The organism is Microbulbifer mixtoriginis (SeqCode) (genome assembly GCF_052467515.1).
In genome coordinates this window covers 1,974,848-1,994,016 of record NZ_CP174314.1, presented here as the reverse complement: position 1 = coordinate 1,994,016, position 19,169 = coordinate 1,974,848, and the positions used below count along the sequence as shown (strand labels likewise).

The 19,169-nt window shown below is 48.1% G+C and carries 17 protein-coding genes; 5 read left to right on the top strand and 12 right to left on the bottom strand.

The window, feature by feature from the left end:
* The first annotated feature begins 2 nt into the window (after window positions 1–2).
* Window positions 3–554 carry a hypothetical protein gene (locus tag ACJJIT_RS08600; protein ID WP_444900656.1) on the top strand — a complete coding sequence of 184 codons (552 nt, stop codon included), beginning with the start codon at window positions 3–5 and terminating at the stop codon, window positions 552–554.
* A gap of 760 nt (window positions 555–1,314) precedes the next feature.
* On the opposite strand, the gene ACJJIT_RS08595 is transcribed toward ACJJIT_RS08600, so the two are convergent.
* The 6 genes from ACJJIT_RS08595 to ACJJIT_RS08570 all read right to left on the bottom strand — a co-directional run bounded on the left by ACJJIT_RS08595 (window position 1,315) and on the right by ACJJIT_RS08570 (window position 9,924).
* A complete protein-coding gene (locus ACJJIT_RS08595) occupies window positions 1,315–2,121 on the bottom strand; it encodes a matrix metalloproteinase-11 (protein WP_444900655.1) in 807 nt (268 codons plus the stop codon).
* Window positions 2,122–3,024: 903 nt separating this feature from the next.
* Entirely contained in the window at window positions 3,025–3,465 is a 441-nt protein-coding gene (locus ACJJIT_RS08590; protein WP_444900654.1) for a hypothetical protein, read from the bottom strand.
* A gap of 227 nt (window positions 3,466–3,692) precedes the next feature.
* A complete protein-coding gene (locus ACJJIT_RS08585; protein ID WP_444884744.1) occupies window positions 3,693–6,839 on the bottom strand; it encodes an efflux RND transporter permease subunit in 3,147 nt (1,048 codons plus the stop codon).
* A 13-nt stretch (window positions 6,840–6,852) separates the two neighbouring features.
* On the bottom strand, window positions 6,853–8,106 hold the full coding sequence (locus ACJJIT_RS08580; protein ID WP_444900653.1) for an efflux RND transporter periplasmic adaptor subunit: 1,254 nt from the start codon (window positions 8,104–8,106) through the stop codon (window positions 6,853–6,855).
* Between the two features lie 14 nt (window positions 8,107–8,120).
* A complete protein-coding gene (locus ACJJIT_RS08575; protein ID WP_444900652.1) occupies window positions 8,121–9,452 on the bottom strand; it encodes a TolC family protein in 1,332 nt (443 codons plus the stop codon).
* 76 nt (window positions 9,453–9,528) lie between these two features.
* Complete coding sequence (locus ACJJIT_RS08570) at window positions 9,529–9,924, bottom strand: hypothetical protein (RefSeq protein ID WP_444900651.1); 396 nt, start codon at window positions 9,922–9,924, stop codon at window positions 9,529–9,531.
* Window positions 9,925–10,192: 268 nt separating this feature from the next.
* Between ACJJIT_RS08570 and ACJJIT_RS08565 the strand changes: the two genes are divergently transcribed.
* Window positions 10,193–11,146 (top strand): DUF2092 domain-containing protein, encoded by a 954-nt coding sequence (locus tag ACJJIT_RS08565; protein WP_444900650.1) that lies wholly within the window; start codon window positions 10,193–10,195, stop codon window positions 11,144–11,146.
* Window positions 11,143–11,658 (top strand): hypothetical protein, encoded by a 516-nt coding sequence (locus tag ACJJIT_RS08560; protein WP_252081766.1) that lies wholly within the window; start codon window positions 11,143–11,145, stop codon window positions 11,656–11,658. Before ACJJIT_RS08565 ends, ACJJIT_RS08560 begins: the two co-directional genes overlap by 4 nt.
* A gap of 70 nt (window positions 11,659–11,728) precedes the next feature.
* Here the strand turns inward: ACJJIT_RS08560 and ACJJIT_RS08555 are convergent, their stop codons facing one another.
* Together ACJJIT_RS08555 and ACJJIT_RS08550 are read right to left on the bottom strand one after the other, a co-directional pair.
* Entirely contained in the window at window positions 11,729–11,923 is a 195-nt protein-coding gene (locus tag ACJJIT_RS08555) for a zf-HC2 domain-containing protein (protein ID WP_444886313.1), read from the bottom strand.
* Window positions 11,924–11,927: 4 nt separating this feature from the next.
* Complete coding sequence (locus ACJJIT_RS08550; protein WP_252081768.1) at window positions 11,928–12,548, bottom strand: RNA polymerase factor sigma-70; 621 nt, start codon at window positions 12,546–12,548, stop codon at window positions 11,928–11,930.
* 248 nt (window positions 12,549–12,796) lie between these two features.
* Here ACJJIT_RS08550 and ACJJIT_RS08545 point away from each other — a divergent pair, with 248 nt between their 5' ends.
* Window positions 12,797–13,855, top strand: a complete 1,059-nt coding sequence (locus ACJJIT_RS08545) for a methyltransferase domain-containing protein (RefSeq protein WP_444900649.1) — start codon at window positions 12,797–12,799, stop codon at window positions 13,853–13,855.
* Between the two features lie 44 nt (window positions 13,856–13,899).
* Here ACJJIT_RS08545 and ACJJIT_RS08540 read toward each other — a convergent pair whose 3' ends face one another.
* Together ACJJIT_RS08540 and ACJJIT_RS08535 are read right to left on the bottom strand one after the other, a co-directional pair.
* Complete coding sequence (locus ACJJIT_RS08540) at window positions 13,900–14,886, bottom strand: hydrolase (protein WP_444886315.1); 987 nt, start codon at window positions 14,884–14,886, stop codon at window positions 13,900–13,902.
* 189 nt (window positions 14,887–15,075) lie between these two features.
* Window positions 15,076–16,290: an MFS transporter gene (locus ACJJIT_RS08535; protein ID WP_444900648.1), complete on the bottom strand. Its 1,215-nt coding sequence runs from the start codon at window positions 16,288–16,290 to the stop codon at window positions 15,076–15,078.
* Window positions 16,291–16,407: 117 nt separating this feature from the next.
* On the opposite strand from ACJJIT_RS08535, the gene ACJJIT_RS08530 reads away from it, so the two are divergent.
* The gene (locus ACJJIT_RS08530) at window positions 16,408–17,655 is read left to right on the top strand and encodes an SLC13 family permease (protein ID WP_444900647.1); all 1,248 of its coding nucleotides are present in this window, start codon (window positions 16,408–16,410) and stop codon (window positions 17,653–17,655) included.
* A gap of 51 nt (window positions 17,656–17,706) precedes the next feature.
* Here ACJJIT_RS08530 and ACJJIT_RS08525 read toward each other — a convergent pair whose 3' ends face one another.
* Entirely contained in the window at window positions 17,707–18,177 is a 471-nt protein-coding gene (locus tag ACJJIT_RS08525; protein ID WP_444900646.1) for a DUF411 domain-containing protein, read from the bottom strand.
* A 22-nt stretch (window positions 18,178–18,199) separates the two neighbouring features.
* Window positions 18,200–19,168, bottom strand: coding sequence for an L-histidine N(alpha)-methyltransferase (egtD, locus tag ACJJIT_RS08520; RefSeq protein WP_444900645.1), 969 nt, complete (start codon window positions 19,166–19,168; stop codon window positions 18,200–18,202).
* Window position 19,169: the final 1 nt, after the last annotated feature.

Below are 19,169 nucleotides of genomic sequence, written 5' to 3'. Positions count from 1 at the left end.
CAATGAAGTTAAATAAATTACTGATCTTAACTGCCGCATTATGTGTATCAGGCATGGCGCAAGCTAGCTCCATTGATAGCATGGACAAAAAAAATGCCGGAACCAAACCGCTAAAAACTTTAGCTGCAGCAACAACAGACTCTGCTGAGCTTGGCATCTTTAAAGTTGAGCGATCACTGAAAAGTGTCCCATCATCGATTGCTGCACCTGAACATATTGTTGCAAGAAAAGGTGAAGTAGCTATAGTGAATATTGGTGACGATTCTGTAAAAGATATTGTCGGTAAAGGTACAATAGTACGAAACACAATAACGAAAGAATTAACAACTCTAACTGGAAACGTAACAATTTTATTAAGTAAAAATGTTACTGCATCTGAAGTAGCTGAAGCTACCGGCATGAAAGTATTGTCGGTATTTCCTGGTACTGATATTGCCATCTTGAAAATTAAAGAAGGCAATGATTTGTTAGAAGCTTTCAATGCAATAAAACAGTCTGGCCTGACAATTGAAAGTCGAGTCGAAGTCACTGAAACTATGCATAAAGCACAATAGATAAAACAACCTATAGAAGTGAGTTTTATCTTATAAAAGCAAAAGGCATCGCTAATAAGTGATGCCTTTTCAATTGCAGATGGCGAACAACGCCCGGATTTAATCAACAAGATTTGGACTATGAATTCTGGCCGCTAGCTTTTCCAGCTTGCCGAAAGTGGATACTCAAGCCTGGATTGTAAAACCAAAAAATATTAACACTAGTATCATACTGCCCCATATGTGAAGCGCCAGAGCTTTTCCAGCACTCTCTATCGCCCAACCGTCGATACCTTTGCAAGGGTAACCCACTGCGAGCCGTATAGCACCAAACACCAATGACCGCGGTAGACTTTCTGAAAGACATGTATTACTATTTTATGCCACGCATAACCTACCGGTACTGTGTACCCTTACTGCGGAACTGAATATTGTGGCAAGTTGAAGCAGCATGATTATCAGTTGAACTTGAGCATAAACGAGATAGAGCTTACCAAGCCAAAAGTCAAGCACCCACAAACGAACACTATCTATAAACGCTCCCATAAAACCATTTGCAGGGGCTTCAGCAGCCCTCATTGCGTCGAAAGTTCTATGGACTCGTATATTACGATAATGATCATATTGACCTAAATAAAAGACCTGGAAGGAAGAATTCGTAAACTGAATTTAACCTGACAGAGCACCTTTTGAAAAAACCGGTAACTATCAAATCAAGTCTGAACTACTACAGTTGATCACTACACTTCACTAGCCCACCAATTCTAGAGCACTTTAGAGTTTACACAATTGAAACCTCAACGAAAACAGGTGCCTGTTCAATAGTCTCATGATATGGTTTAACAAATCTAATTTTCGCCCCATCAATTTCGGTCAACTGTTTAGACCAAGCTAAATCATAAAGAGTTTTCAAATCATTCTTATCAGCTTCAGTGAGCTCACTTTTTTCGCCATAATTCATAATGGAAAATGGCTTATGCACACCATAGATCACGCTGGGCCAAGCTTTCTCTTTCAAGTCAGCAAAGAAATGCCTCAACCCAAATATATGGCCCAGCTCGTGAATCATGGTATCAACCTGCTCTTTCCGACTTTGCTCAAACATTGTGGGAAAGAGCACCAGTTCATTACGCCCCGAATTAGGAAAAAAGGCACGCGCTAAAGTACAACCTACCACACTACAACTTTCTACAGGCTCTACTCTAATTTTAAAGTCCCAAACATTTGGGTTCTCATTAAATTTGACCGGAGAAGCATCCCCCCACTTTAACAAGGCCTCCCCAAGTAGAGCCCGAATATAGCTTTTTACTTCGTCTGGGTTTTTAAAATACCGCAAAGACTCTTCATCAAATTTCCACCTGAGCGTTACATCTTTACCCCATAGGGGGATGTACCCCTCTCCACTGTGCAACACTAAATCCAGCGGGGATCTATTTTTTAAGGCAGGATATCCCACTTTATCAGTGACACAAATCTTATTCTCACCATACTTATGAACCATAGGCTCGACGCAAGAATCACATTCTTTTTTTGACTTAAGTTCCAGATGGAGTGTTTCATTTGAATAGCTGCTATTGTCTGATGACACTGTAATCCACCAATATAAAATATTAAAGAAACATAACTAAAACGATAATACATGTTTAGTAAAACGCGGGGATATAGGTGGTTTCTCGCAGCAGAATCCTTTTGAAACTATATTAGAACCTCATAATCTATGCCATAGCACTATTCTCATTGCTTAACCAAGTCCCATCCGAGTAGGCATCAACAGTCTCTACTCCAAAGACATGGATTAAGTGGCGAAGACTTTCTTTAGCTTTGTCGGTAGTCTGCTTCTTATTGTTGTAGACGCCTTCAAGTTTAATCTAATTGGCAAAAATGATAGCCCCCGACCGTATCAATAGACTTCAGCTGCGCCTGGTAGGCAAGGTATACGTCCGACGACACCTGATGCTGCACTTTAAGGATCGGACAGAAGATCACATGGTTATGTGATCTTAAGACTGAGCTCAACAGGAGTTTTATCCATCCATGAAAGGTAAGAAATACTCAAGTTAAAACTGGACATAGCAGTTTTCTAGTGACCACCTAAAAACAGTGCAAAGTGATACTGCCTGGGCTCAACAATCATAATGACCTTCACCAACAAGAGAACTAAGCCCAGCACAGTGGACCAGAAAGTGAAACCTCCAAAAATCTGTTCAGGTATTTCGTTAACTTCCCAAAAATATCATTCTAGATTCACGGATAAAGTAGATTTCTATAAGAAAGCACAACGTAGTAGAAGAAACCCAACAAACCAGCAAAGGCGCTCCAGTAGCTTGAACCTGAATCACTCGTTCAATTTTATCTCACTTCTTTACCTACTCTTTGCTTTTGATCCCCCCTTGGCAAAGCCATCGTTTGATAAATTGATATAATGGGAACAAGTGGCATCATGAGAGTATCGCCAAATAAATGACTTGATGGCTAGCGACGCTTTATTTTTTTAATTCTTAATTAGTGCCACCCACCTATATAGATTGAACATCACTATATCAATACAAATACCCAAGAATAACAACATGAGTGCGGCAGCTAATGCTATTAGAGGAGCCTCTACATGCTCATTAGAATTCGGCAAATGAGCCACAAAGTAAGTAAAAATTAATATAGCGAGCAAGTATAGAGTCCAGCACCTTTCGAGGTGCTGAAAACATTTATTCTGATTAATTTGAAACCTTAAAACGATGAGCTCTGCTAATACAAATATTATTACTCCAGTTAAAGACAAGACTAGAGCAAATTGCATTGCTCTAGGTAAGCTTGGAAATAATGTTGCTGTGTGTGTCATCTCCCAAAATTTAAGACCAAGGACCAGGGATGTGAACCAAGCAGCGCCCAAAAACACCCCTACAAACGGTTTAAATTTCCAGTAACTTTCAGTCATTTTGAATTCCCCAACTTTGTTTGGACACTCAAAATTTCAGATACAAAGTAAATTACGTTGAAAACTATGACTACTAAAAAATCACTTACGATTCAAAGAGTCGTAGCCCCAGTATATTTAAGCCAGACAGAATAATGGCATATTTGTCAGCTATCGTATGGTTTGCAATAGGAGCCCTACTCATACTAACTCTAACTCCCTGAGGTAGTATGAGTAAGCTGATCAGTTTATTCGGCTATCCTTGTGTCCCTATTAGCCTCCTCTCTTCCATGTACAATCCGATAAAGCAGTGGCAATACAAATAACGTCAACAATGTCGAAGAAATAATTCCCCCAATCACTACCGTTGCTAGGGGTCTTTGCACTTCAGCTCCTGTACCTACATTCAAAGCCATAGGCACAAAGCCGAGGCTGGCCACCAATGCAGTCATCAACACCGGACGCAGACGGGTCATGGCGCCATCGATAATTGAAGTGAAAAGCCCACCTCCTTGCTGGCGTAATTGACGGATAAAAGAGAGCATTACCAGGCCATTTAAGACTGCCACACCTGATAGGGCGATGAAGCCAACTCCTGCAGAGATCGACAGTGGCATACCACGCATCCATAGAGCCAGGACACCCCCAGTCAACGCCAAGGGGACTCCGGTAAAGATAATCAGGGCATCCTTAAACGATCCAAAAGCCATTACCAGTAAGCCGAGAATGATAAGCAACGTTAACGGCACTACGATTGACAAGCGGGTACTTGCGGATTCCAGCTGTTCGAAGGTACCCCCATAGGCAAGCCAATATCCTGCTGGCAGGGATACCTGCTGCTTGATACTCGCCCTCGCCTCTTCCACAAAAGAACCCAGATCACGGTCGCGCACGTTGGCTGTTACCACCACACGTCGCTTACCATTTTCACGGCTTATTTGATTTGGAGCTGGCGTCATCTCCAAACTGGCAACTTCAGACAATGGCACATAGCTACCCAGTGGACTACCGGCGGGTAACGGCACAGGTAAATCACCGAGACTTTCGTAATCACGACGTAGTTCCTCCGGCAGGCGGACTACCAATTGGAAACGACGGTCTCCTTCGTAAATCAATCCGGCCTCCTCCCCACCAATCGCGGTGGATACTAAATCCTGCAGTGTTTTCAGATCAATACCGTAACGGGCAAGTGCGATTCGCTTGGGCACAACAGAGAGAACCGGCAGTCCCTCTACCTGCTCTACCCTCGCATCGGCAACCCCTTCAATACCATTGAGCACACCGAGGATTTCATTAGCGGAGGCCACCAGCTGATCCAGATCATCGCCGAATACTTTGATGCCCAGATCTGCACGCACCCCGGAAATCAGTTCGTTAAAGCGCATCTGAATTGGCTGAGTAAATTCGTAGTTGTTACCTGGCAACTGACGCACAGCTTCTTCAAGCTCTGCTACCAGTTGCTCTTGAGGTAGTTTCGGATTAGGCCACTGGCTCCGGGGTTTTAGGATCACAAAATTATCGGCCACATTGGGGGGCATTGGGTCTGTGGCCACTTCTGGTGTGCCTATCTTTGCGAATACTTTGTCTACCTGAGGAAATTCTTTAATTCGCTGTTCCAACAAGCGCTGCATCTCGACCGATTGCTCCAAACCGGTGCCGGGAATCCGCAAGGCGTGTAGTGCGATATCTCCCTCATTCAATTGAGGAATAAATTCCGAGCCCAGGGTGGTTGCAAGCCAGCTACAAAAAAGTACCAGTGCAAGAGCCCCGGAAAGTACCAGCCAGCGCACTTTCATCGCAGCGATTAGCAGTGGCTTATAAAGAGATTTGGTAGCAACGATCAGCTTGTTTTCTTTCTCACTGATTTTGCCTGTGAGGAAAACAGCAACCGCTGCCGGTACAACTGTCAGTGAAAGTACCAGCGCAGCCAGCAAAGCCATTACTACAGTAGCAGCCATGGGGTGGAACATCTTGCCTTCCACACCGGTTAAGGTGAACAATGGTATATACACCACCGTGATAATCAACACACCAAACAAGCTTGGGCGAATAACTTCGTTAGTGGCTTGAAAAACCAGTTCCAGTCGCTCTTGCAAGGGCAACTTGCCGCCTTTACGGCCCTGGGCTTCGGCAAGTCTGCGAATGGCATTCTCGACAATAATCACCGCCCCATCGACAATCAATCCGAAGTCTAGAGCACCAAGACTCATCAAGTTTGCGGAAACACCGGTTTGCACCATGCCGAAAATTGTGGCGAGCATAGAAAGCGGAATTACTGCTGCGGTGATAAAAGCTGCTCGAATATTCCCCAGTAGCAGGAACAACACTACAACAACCAGTAACGCCCCCTCGATAAGGTTTTTCTGTACCGTAGCAATGGCTTTATCTACCAGAGTGGTGCGGTCGTAAACCGCTTCTACCTTAATACCCTCCGGCACGGTAGACTTTACTCCCTCCAAGGCAACCGCAACATTGCGGGCTACCTCTCGGGAGTTCTCCCCCACCAGCATCATGGCGGTACCCAGTACCGTTTCTACACCATCACGCGTGGCAGCGCCGGTACGCAGTTCCTTTCCGATAGCCACTTCCGCCACGTCCGAAACTTTAACCGGCGCCCCACTGCGACTGGTAATCACTACATCTTCAATTTCGGCGATACCTTGTAACTGGCCTGGTGAGCGCACTAATAATTGACGACCATTATTCTCCAGGTAGCCGGCACCTCGACTCTCGTTATTCCGACGCAGGGCTTCGGCGATATCTTCCATGGAAAGACCAAAGTTGAGCATCTGCCGAGGATTGGGAGTAACGTGATACTGTTTGTTGTAGCCACCAATGGTATTCACTTCTGTAACACCGGGCACCAAAGACAATTGCGGCTTGATAATCCAATCCTGAATTTCCCGCAGTGCCGTGGCATCGTAGGGCTGCCCGTTCGGCTGGGTAGCGCCGGGGTTTGCCTCCACTGTGTACATAAAGATCTCACCAAGACCGGTGGCAATAGGCCCCATCTCGGGCTCCAGCTCCGGGGGTAAATTGCTCTTTATGGCACCGAGGCGACTGTTAATTAAATTACGGGCAAAATAGAGATCAGTCCCCTCCTTAAAAACCACAGTGACCTGAGATAGCCCATAGCGGGAAATCGAACGGGTGTATTCCAAGTTGGGGAGACCGGCAAGAGCTGCCTCCACCGGGTAGGTAATCCGTTGCTCAGCTTCTAATGGCGAGTATCCGGGGGCCTCAGTATTAATCTGTACCTGGACATTGGTAATATCGGGGACCGCATCAATCGGTAGTTTCTGGTAACTCCAAATCCCCAGCCCCACCAATACAAAGATCAGGGACAGCACGAAAAAACGCCGCTCAATTGAGAAGCGCAGGATGCCTTCAATCATCTTCTGGCCTCAATTAGTGGTTATGTGCAGCGCCGGATTTTTCGATATCCGCTTTGATCAGATAGCTGTTCTCAGTGACATAGCGATCCCCCGCTTTGAGACCACTCAGCACTTCCGTTACTTTGCCATCGGTACGCCCAAGCTTGAGCGGGCGAATTTCGTAGGCTTCGCCCACCTTGACAAATACCACTGTCCAATTGCGAAATGGCTGCAGAGCCCGATTTTCCACCACGAGAGGTACAGGGCTTTCACTGGTTACCACTTGGCCCTGAACCATTAAATCGGTTGTCCAAAGATCGTTAGGATTCTCAATTACCGCTCTTGCAATCGCGAAGGGCTGGCCATTACCGCCGGGAGCGAGGCTAGCAATGGTTGAATCGAAAGTTCTCTCTCCAGCTTTAATGGATACTTTTTGGCCGCGACTGATCTGGCCACGGCGAGTGGGGAATACCTGTAGTTCAGCCCACAATTGATTGTAATTGGCGATAGTAAACAGGACTCGCTCACCACTAAACTCACCACGGCTGGCTTGTTTATCGATTATCTGGCCGCTAATAGGCGCAACCAGCGGGTAAGTTTGCAGGCTGTCATTGGATTCAATCGTAGCGAGTTTTTCCCCTTTTTCTACCAAATCACCCAGTGCTTTTTCGATAGTGACCAGAGTTCCCGGGTAGCGTGCGCGCACATGGCTAAGGCTGCGGTGATCAACGGCTGTTTTACCGTATAGAGTGACACTCTCTTTTATTGTGCCGGAGCCAGCAACAGTAGTTTCAATGCCGGCTTTTATTGCCATTTCCTCAGAGATTTGTACACGGCCTTCATGGGATTCGTAACTCCATTCTGCTCGCTCCCCGTTATGAAGAACAGAAACAGCAACATCGAAAGAATGCGGCTCCCCTACAGCACCTTCTCCGCGGTAATACCCGTTGCGTTGCTCCCAGGTAAATGAGATACGATCCACTTTCCCACCGAGTCTCTTTAACTCTACGGCAAGGCGAGCATTTTCCTGAGGCTTATCTCCCCGAGAAATCCAAGCGCGAAATTCCGGCTGAATGCCTCGCTCATAAATAAGCAGTTCAACTGACAGATCACCCTTTTCCAATAAACGGCCTCCATTTGGGCCTTTCTCTACCTCATGCTCGCCGTGCTCATCATGGCTATCACTATGATCACCACTTGCATAGCTTTGGGGCACCAACCAATTCCCCAAGAGAAACAGGGAAAGGAACAGTATCGCCAGCTGATTCGCTTTAGTTGACTCACTCATATTTCAATCCAAAATTATTTACTGCTATCGACGCTCATGGGCCCTAAGGGCCCGGCGGTCAGCTGTTCAATTTCTGCGCCGAAAAGAAGTACGGATCGCGCCGCTTCAATGCGGGCTCGCTCGGCACTCAACAATTCATCCCGGGCAGAAATCAGGTCTACATAGGAATCCCTACCCCGGCGGTAAGCGCGATCCACTTCAGTTAAAGCCTGGCGCAGCTTGGGGATTACAGAGTCTTGCAAGGTGGAGACAGTGCCCAGAGCCTGTTCACGGCTGGTCACTGCGAGAAAAAGCTGTGGGTAGAGCTGCAAAAGTGCTGCCTCACGACGCAGCATGACCTCATCCAGCTCTGTCATTGCCGTTAGCTCAGCACCGCGATTACGTTTGGCGGTAAATAGGGGGACGCTGAAACCCGCTTGGACTGCAGTTTCATTAACTGCCGGATTCACACGAAGACCTGCATACCATCCAACATCCGGTCTGGAATTCGCCTGGGTCAGGCGTAGCCGGGAGGCTTGCAAACGCTCTTCAGAAGCAAACCGTGCTATCGCAGGGTTTGCCTGGGCTCTTTCATAAAGCGCCTCAAAACTTGCACCCGGATCAAAGCGATAAAGCTCAGCGGTGTCCACGCGATAACTTTGGGCTGGCTGCCCCCAGAGTGCCGAGAGCGCATGCTTGTAGTACACCAGCATGCTCTGATCCATCTGTTGTGCGAGGACCGCTTTTGCCAGAGAAGACTCCGCACGCATACGCTCTGAGACGGGGCTGGCCGCAGCACTGACCCGCGCGCTTACAGCGCTCAAAGCCTCACGTGCCAGCGCGACTTTCTCTTCCGCCAAAACCACCAGCTCTTGGGCGGCCAAGACCTGGGTATAGCGGCGGATCACTTCCGCCAACAGATCCAAAGCCTTAGCCTGCTCATCGGCGATTAGCAGGTCGCGCTGCGCATTGACAACATCTATACGAGCCTGGCGTTTATTGCCCAGCTCCACGACTGAAGAAAGAGTTACCGTCAGCTCAAACTCATTGTCGGCATCATCCTCTGGATCTGGAGTATTGTCCGAGTCACCTTCATTGAAGTGCTTGTACTCGGCCTCAACACCCAGCTCCATCTCCGGCTTTAGTGCCGCAGTCTGCCCGGCACCATCCAAACCCCTTTTCTGCAATGGAAAAACTGCAAGCTCCGGATTCTGCGCAAGCGTAAGCCCTATCGCATCCGGTAGTGTTAGCAAGTCCCCCTCCTGTGCAAATACAGGTTGCACAGGCAAACACAATATCGCCATCACCAATAGCCAGGCGGCAAGGCGACGAATCACACTCGCAATGAGCGTGTGAAACAAATCCATGGATATCTCCCAAATCACATCCCATATACGTGAGTTGGGTCTTGCGACTCTCTTAACTCACGCAGTAATAGATCGATCAGACTTGGGTTATAGGTGGGCGCAGTAAGGGAGAGAAGTAACCGCTGGGTACCGCGACATTAATCACTTCACGATAAGAAATGGTACCCCAGAGAAAGGGTTGGAATGACTGTCCGAGCAGTCCGGCAACGGTACTGCCATGGCAGTGGCAACAGTGATTACAAAAGTCGAGAAGTGGTGACTGTTGCGCGGGCTCATCGACAGGGAGCGAAACTTGAACCACCTCGCCAAGTTCCGGCGAAGTGAATTCACTATTGAGATCAGATTGGTCCAGATGGTGGGGAAGTAGATGCTCGGTTACATCCTGCAGTTCTTCATGACTGTCATAGAAAGCCCCTGCGGTCTGGAAGACCAGCAGTGCGATCAATAAAAAAGACAGCCTAACTAGGTTCATATGAACAAGGGGACCACAAAATCTTATTCTGGACTCTAGCAAACATGTCAGGATAGCTCAAACAGAAAACCCTCTCAGAATTTGCGCACCGCCAACGGCTTTGAGAAATAGAAGCCCTAGTCAGCAAAGTGAGCCCCCTGTCCATTTGGTCACCCTCAACTCCTCTACACTGATTTTGATGCCATTAACTTGAGTTTGTACCGGGAGGTATCTGTATATGCTTGCCCCTCATCCACTTGGCTGCCACACCAGAGCAATGCTTCTTGCTGTGTCAATAGCCTTAATTCCGGCCGTAGTTGCACAGCCCACTCCCCCACCGCCTCAGCCAGGTAGTCCGCCAACCCAGGACCAGCAGGGGGGCTCAAACAATCCACCGCAGGGCCAGCCCCCGGCTCCTAGTGACAATACTAACGGTCAGGGCCAACCCCCTGCGCCACCGGGAGACACAACCGGTCAAGGTCAACCCTCTTCACCACCAGATACCTCATCTGGACAAGGGCAAAGCGCTCAGTCCCTGGCGGGAGTTGACCAAAATGGTGAAGCTATTGATCCCAAAGCCATGGAGGCACTGAAGGCAATGGGAAAATACCTGGCGAGCATGAAGATGCTGATGTTCAAAGCCAGAATTTTTGCCGATGTAGTACTTGAGAATGAGCAAAAGTTATTGATCGGGGGCAAAGTCAGATACATGGCAATGCCACCAGATAAACTGCGCGTGGATATGACTACTGATTCAATTACTCGGAACTTTATTCACAATGGTGGCAAGTTCACCATGATTGCCCCGCGCAATGGTTATTTTGCCGAAATGGAGGCCTCTCAACCCACCTCCCAAGTACTCTCCAAGGCAGCAAAGGAATACGGCATTGAAGTACCTTTTGCAGACCTTCTGGAATGGGGGCGCAAACCGGACGCCTGGGCAGGGATCAAGGAGGGCTTTCTGGTTAACTCTCCCAAAGTTAACGGGCAACGTACCAAGCACTGGGCTTTCCGTTCGGAAAACCTGGACTGGGAGATCTGGATCCAGGTTGGCGATATGCCCCTACCACTTCGGATATCCACCGTTAATACCCGCGATCCAGCCAAGCCGCGCTTTATCGCGACACTTAAATGGATGAAGGCCAAACCAGAAGCGGCAAAAGAGTTCACTCCAGCTACCGGGAAGCACAAACAAATCCCGTTTAAAAAGGCTGAGCCAAACAAGCAGGAGGCGCCACAATGATCCATGCTAAGCATCGTAAGTCGCGAGCCTTGTCACTATGGGCGGCACCACTATTACTCTCCGGAACTCTGCTCGCCGCAGTGTTCAGCTCTCAGGTGGAGGCGCGCGAGCATTTTGGTGGACGCGGCGCGCATTTTAATGTGGGTGGACACTTCAATGCGGTTCGCCCAGGACCCGGAGGAGGCTTCCACGGCGAATTTGCACGGGGGGACTTTGAGCGCAGGTTTCCAAACCATCCACCATTCCACCCCATTCGCCCGGGGCACCACCGTCACCCTCCTTACCCTCCACCCTGGCGCCCTCGACACTGGCCCTATCCCGGCCCTAGATATTGGGGGGTTACTGCTGTGGGTGTTGGTGGCTGGCTCTACACACTACCTCCCAGCTGTGTCAGTGTGACGGTCGGTAATGTGACCTATGAGCGATGTGGGTCTTATTGGTATCAACCCCATTTCGTGGCAGGGCATATCGCCTATCGGCATGTAGGAGCACCACGGCGGCCGCGGCGATAGCTTGAAATTCTTCCAGCGCCTAACTGAAACTCCCTGTTGGGTTTATGGCGCTGGGAGACTTATAGGAAAGTTAGTCCTCTGTTCTTTCCGGCCCACCCTCGGCATAGGATTTACTGATACCACGGAGGATGCTGAGCTGTTTGCCAAAGTTCCTACATGGGGCGCACATTGCCAAATGCAGCTTAAGGCTGGCCTGCTCTCGCAAGTGCAGCCTGCGCTCCTGGGACTCCGACATCAACCGCGTAGCTTCCCGGCACGATTTCATTGACTCAGCCCTCCACGCCAAACCAGTTATCTTCCAGGCATTCACGTAATCGCAGGCGCGCCCGGTGCAGTGTCACATTTAAGTTGCTCACCGAAATCTCTGCTGCGGCACAGATCTCGTGGCTCTCCAGCTCAATGAACTCTCGCATCATAAAAATTTGCGCCTGGCGGGAAGGCAGATGATTGAGGCATGCATCGAAGATTCGCCAAAAATGCTTGTCGTGAATAGCCGACTCGGGGTCTGCCCATTTCTTTGGTCGCTCATCCTTTCTCCAGTGGCCGGTTTGATCAAATAACTCGTCGTGATCGTGCTCCTCGCGATCCCCACGCACCAGCTGGTCTGCATCAACAAAGCGCTGCCGTTGTCGCAAAATGTCGGCAATCTTATTCTTCAAGATGGCAAACACCCAGGTTTTCAAGGCCGATCGCCCGGTAAAGCTGCGGGAGTTTTTCAGGGCTCCCATAAGGGCCTCTTGCACAGCATCTTCAGCCAATTGGGCATCCTGCAACTGCAAGCTGGCAAAACGAAGCATCTGCTGGCGCAGATCCACCAGAAACTGGGGGTTCTGCAAGGATTCCTCAACTCTTGGTTCAGGCGAAGCATCAGGGGCAAGGTAATCGCTCAACTACGTTCCCTCATAAAATCGAAGCGGAGACCGGCGATATTAACTAAAAAGCGAGAATTATCTAACAGCCAGCTCACCCTGACACCAAAAGGCAACTTAATTCCCTCTGCCGGTACTAACAACACAATCACAAAGTTATTAGTCGTGAAGCAGCGGGACTTGTTACAAAAAGAAAGGACAGGTAAAAAATAACCCTCGAATGGCGCCCAGCGCCCGAAAGGAAAATCACTCTGCGAAAGGTATGCTCCATGCATGATATTGTTCAGGACTACTACGGACGCCAGCTTAAAAGCACATCAGATCTCAAAACTGATGCCTGCTGCGATGCCAGTGCGGTGCCAAGTTGGCTGAAGCCGCTACTAGCCAATATACATCCAGAAGTCCTATCCCGCTATTACGGTTGCGGGCTCGTGTGCCCCCCGCTTTTAGAAGGCTGCAGGGTTCTCGATCTTGGCTGTGGTTCAGGTCGCGATGTCTACCTCCTCTCCCAACTCGTGGGAGCAAGCGGTGAAGTGGTCGGTATTGACATGACCGATGAACAACTACAAGTTGCCCGCCAGCACCAGGGTTATCATGCGGAAAAGTTTGGTTATGACAACATCACCTTTCTGCATGGTTATATCGAAAAACTGGATGAACTCGGCCTGGAACCGGGTAGTTTCGATGTTATTGTCTCCAATTGTGTCGTGAACCTCTCTACCGACAAAGGGGCCGTGTTACGAGGCCTATATCAATTATTAAAGGAAGGTGGGGAGTTTTACTTTTCCGATGTGTATGCCGATAGGCGCGTCCCTGACACCCTGCGCACAGATCCGGAACTCATCGGCGAGTGCCTGGGTGGCGCTCTCTACTGGAACGATTTCCTCGAACTGGCCCAGGCCAGCGGCTTCCGCGACAGCCGCCTGGTGGAAAGTCGCCCACTGGAAGTGACCAATGCGCTTTTGCTTGCCCGCTGTGGCAGTGTTCGCTTTTACTCCGCCAGCTACCGTCTTTTCAAACTGACAGGCTTGGAAAAGGACTGTGAAGACTATGGCCAGGCTGTAGTTTATAAGGGGAGCATTCCAGAACAACCGACTGAATTTGTATTGGATGGACACCACCGGATTGAGAAGGGACGTGTGTTTTCTGTCTGCGGTAATACTTGGAAAATGCTGGCAGAGACGCGCTTAGCTCCCCACTTTGACTTTATCGGTGACTTCTCCCAGCACTTCGGTTTATTTCCCGGTTGCGGTCGAGAGATGCCTTTCTCTGAGGGGGCTACTAACCCTTCAATAAGCAGTAGCGACACTGGTAGTCAGTGCTGCTAACCGTTGACCCAAATACTCGGCGTCGTAACAGCGACGCCGAGTATTCAAGCTCTATTCCGCCGAATGACAAAGTCGAGAAATTTAGGGACTCTATGTTCGAGCCAATAATTCGGCCGCCACACAGACCCCCCAACAAATCCCACATGCCCCCCCTGTAAAGTGACTTCTAACTGCACCATGGAGCTCACTTCTCTCTTCTCGGGAATAGCCGATGGACAAACGAAGGGGTCATCCACAGAATTTACGATCATCGTTGGCACCCCAATTTCCCTTAAAAGATGCTTGCTAGATGCCTTGGTGTAATAGTCATCAACATCCCGGAACCCATGCAAGGGCGCGGTAAAAGTGTTGTCAAAGCGCCGGAAGTTGGCAAAGACCGTAGCATCATCCACATTTGGCAGAGCTGCCGCCATACAAGGGTCTTGCGCCTTTTGTTTGAGAGTGAGGCGCAGGCAACTCAAAAGATGGCGCTGGTAAAGTCTGGAAAGGCCAGTATTAATCTTGCGACTACACGCATGGAGATCCATTGGAGAAGATATCGCCACCGCCGCAGCCACCGGGCTGCAGGTTCCATCCTCCCCCAACATCTTAAGCAGTACATTGCCACCCAACGAGTAACCCACCACCGTAATTGGGGTCAGGGGTAACTCCCCCCTCAGCTGTTCTACCAACCAACGTGGATCCTCACTATCTCCACTGTGGTATGCCCGGGGCAACCTGTTTGGCACACCCCCACAACCGCGGAAGTGCATGACAGCAACCTGGTAGCGGCGTGCGAGTAAGGATTCCATCATGCCCTGGACATAGGGAGAAGCCACCGAGCCACCCAGACCATGGAGAATCAAGACTAATGGGAGTTCAGGGTCATCAACCAAAGGGCGAGGAGTGAGTAGTGCGAGACAATCCCCGTCCGGTGTTTCATACCAACGGCACTGGGTTTCTATCCATGGAGCTGGGCGATGCACACGGCCAAAGACGGTTTGAATATGACAGTTTCCAAGGCCTGTGGCGGGGATAAACTGATCAGTCATATACCGGATTCCGCTATTGCTATTTACCTGCCCTACTCTGCTCAATTTAGGCACTTCTATATAGAGACCAAGCAGAGCTGGCTTCGCGAAGCATGAGGGGTAGCTATCCCTCGAAAGTATTGCGCGAATATCATCAGTATATAGCCTGCGAGGACATATGTTGGGATAGGCGACGGGTATCGTGTGTTATTACTGCAGCTGAACCTTAGTTTTGGACATGGTTTCAGGCACGAAGATCAGAAAGAAGGTTGCGGCAATAGTTGCAATCCCCGCCAGCGATAAGAACGCGGCGTTATACCCGAAGTACTGAACAACATATTCTGCCGAGAAATTACTGCAGGCAGAACCAATTCCGACTAAAGCAGCCATGGCGCCCTGAGTAATGTTGAAGCGTCCTGTACCCTTAGTAAGATCGGCGCACATCAGAATGATGATCACCCCAAAGATGCCGTTGGCCACACCGTCTAACGACTGTATAGCCACTAAAAAGAAAGGGTTATCTGTAGACATAAACAAGAGCGCACGAATTGGGTTAATACAAAAACCGATCATAAAGATAACTTTACGTCCCCAGGCATCGGCTTTGGCTGCACACATTAGCGACATCAACATCATCCAAAATTGCGCAGCAATTATGCAGGCAGAGGTAAAAGCAATGGCCTGGTTAACATTCGAATTGAGTGACAGCTTCTGGCTGACCAGAGGCAACATAGCCGCATTGCCAAAATGGAATAGAAAAACACTCACAGCCAAAGCGATCAGGCGTTTATCGGTAAGCAATACAGAAAAACCGGCAGGCTCCCTTTTTCCCGAAACATCGCGCCGTTCACCTCCCCGTGCTCGAATATGATCAATTGAATGAGCAGGAATAAATCCAACTGAGATAGCCATTAATACGCCCATAACGGCCATCAACCAGAAAACCCCTTCCGCAGCGATCGTTAGCGCTACAATTCCAGCAATCGCCGCAGCAAATACATTGCCCGCATGATTGGCCGCCTGGTTAGCACTTGTCTGTAATGTAAAAGTCTTATCACTACAAACTCCCAGAGTAATGGCTGCAATAGAGGGAGCCACGAAAGCAATAGCCGCCCCCATTAACAACTGGGAGCCATAAATGACAGGTTTGTGATTGGCCAGTGCAACAATAGCGATAGAGACAATCGCAATAATGATTCCGCAAGTTGCTATTAGCATACGCTTAAAGCGGGTGCTATCGATAAAAGCCCCTGCGGGTGTTTGTAATAAAACCGTGGTGATGCCACCAATAGCTAAAACAATGCCAATATCCCCTGGCTTCCAGTGCATAGCTGACAACAGGTATATCGCCAAATAAGGACCTAAACCTGCAACCACATCTCCCGCGAAGAAGTTCGTAAAAAGAAGAGGCTTGTTTAAACTCATAGATAAGTCTTATTGTGGGATTTATCAGCCCAGGTGGATGCCCTGACACCAAGTAAAAGAAGCGGAGAATGATTTTTAGAGTAGCAGTAAGCAGAGACGACATCCGAGGCTGCGCCAATGTCCCTTAGCCTGATAGTATCGACGATCATCTTCTTAATGATTGCTGCCCGGCAGTGGCTCCCCTCCACGATTCGCATCTGGCATATTATGACCCTTGGTGCGATCGCTTTGCTGCTCATGCGTCAAATTACCTTTAGAGAGGCTTTCTGGGCCATAGATTGGGATCTGATATTATATTTATTCTCGGTCTTCTCTATTGCCTCAGCCCTGTACGATACAGGGATATCCGCACAAATCAGTCATCGGATTCTTTCAATCAAGCATCCAAGTCTTGTATTAACAAGTTATATCCTCGTAATGGCAATTTGTGCAGCCCTTCTTACCAATGATGCCGCTGCTGTAATCGGTGTACCCATTGCAATTGTACTTGCACGGAATATGAAATGGGGACTGATTCCACTCCTGATTACACTCTGTGCAACAGTCACAATTGGCAGCATGGTATCCCCCGTAGGCAATCCTCAAAACATACTGATTGCCAACGCAGGGAGCTTCGACAATATGTTTGTCGTTTTTGCCCAGTGGACTCTTGTACCCGCTATCGTCACTATGTTTCTGTCCATGCTATGGCTGAAACGTTTTTTCAAAACCAGCGATATAATCAATTACGAAGCTAGTAAAGAGTACAGGGAGACGGAAAAGGTTACGCAAAAGTGGCCGGCACTTTTATCTGCAGCCCTATTATTAATCTTTATTGTCCTTGCCAGCATCCTACACAACGTGGATGGCATATATCACCCAAGTATTGGGCAAATCGGGCTAGCCGCTTGCTTGCCGATATATTTGGCCAGCCATGAACGCAGACGGATATTAAGAGAGGTAGACTGGCCTACTCTTTTTTTCTTTGTTTCTATGTTTGTTGTAACCGGATCACTGCTACAATCTGGCTCTCTCCAGCACTTCCTGAAAATGGGCAATATTGATTTAGCAGAACCAGAGACCGTAGCTTTTGTCAGCTTCTTTGCAAGCCAGCTATTCTCCAATGTACCTGTAGTAGAGATCTACCTTAACCTTTTGCATCAACGTGACCCCCAAACCTTAATGATGCTTTCCGCAATATCTACAGTTGCCGGCAACCTGTTTATTATTAGCGCGGCCAGTAATGTTATCGTGCTACAGCAGGCAGAGAAATTCGGGGTAAAGCCTTTTAATTTCTGGCAATTCTTTTACCTGATGCTGCCAGTCAGTTTTATAAGCGTACTGATAAGTTATATCTGGATTCTCTGGTATGCATCCTGGCAGTAAACAGCAACAAAACCTACAGTAGTGAGTCAAAAAGAAGCCATTTAGATATACTTAAGCTTTTTTAGGTTTCTCTATACGCGCGTATAAACGGTAATCGCCATTTTGGAGCAACAAATAGATATTATAAGGTTCGAATTTTTCACCATCTTCCATTCCAGGGCTCCCAACCGGCATCCCTGAAACTATTAGCCCCACACTACCCTCTGGAGGTGAGGCCAGAAAATTCTGGATATAAATAGCCGGAACATGCCCCTCAAAAACATACTGATCGCGCCATACCGCTGTGTGGCAGCCTTCCATTCCTCTAGGAATACCCCATTTCCGTTTAACCTCCTGCATATTCACTTTAAAAACAGAGGTGGCCGTGAAGTCCTTTTCCTTTAGGTGCGCCATCCATTTTTTACAGCAAAAACATAAAGGATGCTTATAAACAATAAGTTCCGCAGCGTCATCACCGCTTTCTGCGATAGCACCACCAACTAGTGCGATAGCAAATAGAAGCAATAAAAAAATCCTTTTCAACTGCCACCTCTTTATTCAAATTTTAAATAGCCTGAGCGTAATGAATCACATAAGTCTTAGCAGAATCCTGCCAAAAGCAAACGGACTCAAATCCACTGCGGGCCAGTAAACTCTTGAATCCAGCAATTGAATACTTGTGACTATTTTCAGTATGGATTGTTTCCCCTTCAATAAAGTCTATACATGTATCCGCTATAGAAATACTGTGGTTTTTAAGACAAACCAAGTGCATTTCCACTCGCTGACGCAACGGGTGGTAAAATGCTCGATGCGCGAATAGAGAAAGATCAAAGTTTGCTCCTAGCTCAACATTGATCCTTTGCAGAAGGTTCAGATTAAACCGCTCAGTAACGTGATCACTATCGTTATAGGCTCGCTCTAAAATCACAGAATCCTTGACTAGGTCTGTACCAATCAATAAGCCATCACCAGCACTAAGGTTCGAGGCAAACAACTTCAAGAGGCGCTCCGCCTCCAATGGCTCAAAATTTCCTATTGTGGACCCTGGAAAAAAGATAACTTTTTTTCTTGAGGAAACATGAATAAGCTTATTCCATACCTCAGACTGGGAAAAATCACCCACCTCACTCCACACCTGGACTCCCGGTAAACTCTTTTTGATCCGTTTTTCTGCCTCCAGTAAAATCTCGGGAGAAATATCTATTGGGCAGTAGCCCCCGGGGGAATCCATAGCATCAAGAAGCTCTTCTACCTTCTCACAATTCCCTGCACCTGGTTCTATCAGCAGTGTTTCAGGTCCAAATTTTTGAGCAATTTCATCCCGATAGGTTGTAAATATATCCGCCTCATTTCGGGTCAGGTAGTAATCTTGAGAATCGCAGATTTCCTCAAACAGGCGTGAACCAACTTCATCGTATAAGTATTTGCAGGGCAATGTCTTTCTTTTTCTCCCTAACCCTTCCAAAACATCCTCCAGGAATTCATTATTCTGGAGTTGATTCTCAATAACTGACGATACGGCTGCTTTCACT

Coding starts and splice junctions, on each gene's coding strand:
- ACJJIT_RS08585 (WP_444884744.1), bottom strand. CDS start 6,839: ATGATTGAAGGCATCCTGCGCTTCTCAATTGAGCGGCGTTTTTTCGTG.
- ACJJIT_RS08535 (WP_444900648.1), bottom strand. CDS start 16,290: ATGAGTTTAAACAAGCCTCTTCTTTTTACGAACTTCTTCGCGGGAGAT.
- ACJJIT_RS08590 (WP_444900654.1), bottom strand. CDS start 3,465: ATGACTGAAAGTTACTGGAAATTTAAACCGTTTGTAGGGGTGTTTTTG.
- ACJJIT_RS08575 (WP_444900652.1), bottom strand. CDS start 9,452: ATGGATTTGTTTCACACGCTCATTGCGAGTGTGATTCGTCGCCTTGCC.
- ACJJIT_RS08540 (WP_444886315.1), bottom strand. CDS start 14,886: ATGACTGATCAGTTTATCCCCGCCACAGGCCTTGGAAACTGTCATATT.
- ACJJIT_RS08560 (WP_252081766.1), top strand. CDS start 11,143: ATGATCCATGCTAAGCATCGTAAGTCGCGAGCCTTGTCACTATGGGCG.
- ACJJIT_RS08545 (WP_444900649.1), top strand. CDS start 12,797: ATGCATGATATTGTTCAGGACTACTACGGACGCCAGCTTAAAAGCACA.
- ACJJIT_RS08580 (WP_444900653.1), bottom strand. CDS start 8,106: ATGAGTGAGTCAACTAAAGCGAATCAGCTGGCGATACTGTTCCTTTCC.
- ACJJIT_RS08570 (WP_444900651.1), bottom strand. CDS start 9,924: ATGAACCTAGTTAGGCTGTCTTTTTTATTGATCGCACTGCTGGTCTTC.
- ACJJIT_RS08555 (WP_444886313.1), bottom strand. CDS start 11,923: ATGAAATCGTGCCGGGAAGCTACGCGGTTGATGTCGGAGTCCCAGGAG.
- ACJJIT_RS08530 (WP_444900647.1), top strand. CDS start 16,408: ATGTCCCTTAGCCTGATAGTATCGACGATCATCTTCTTAATGATTGCT.
- ACJJIT_RS08600 (WP_444900656.1), top strand. CDS start 3: ATGAAGTTAAATAAATTACTGATCTTAACTGCCGCATTATGTGTATCA.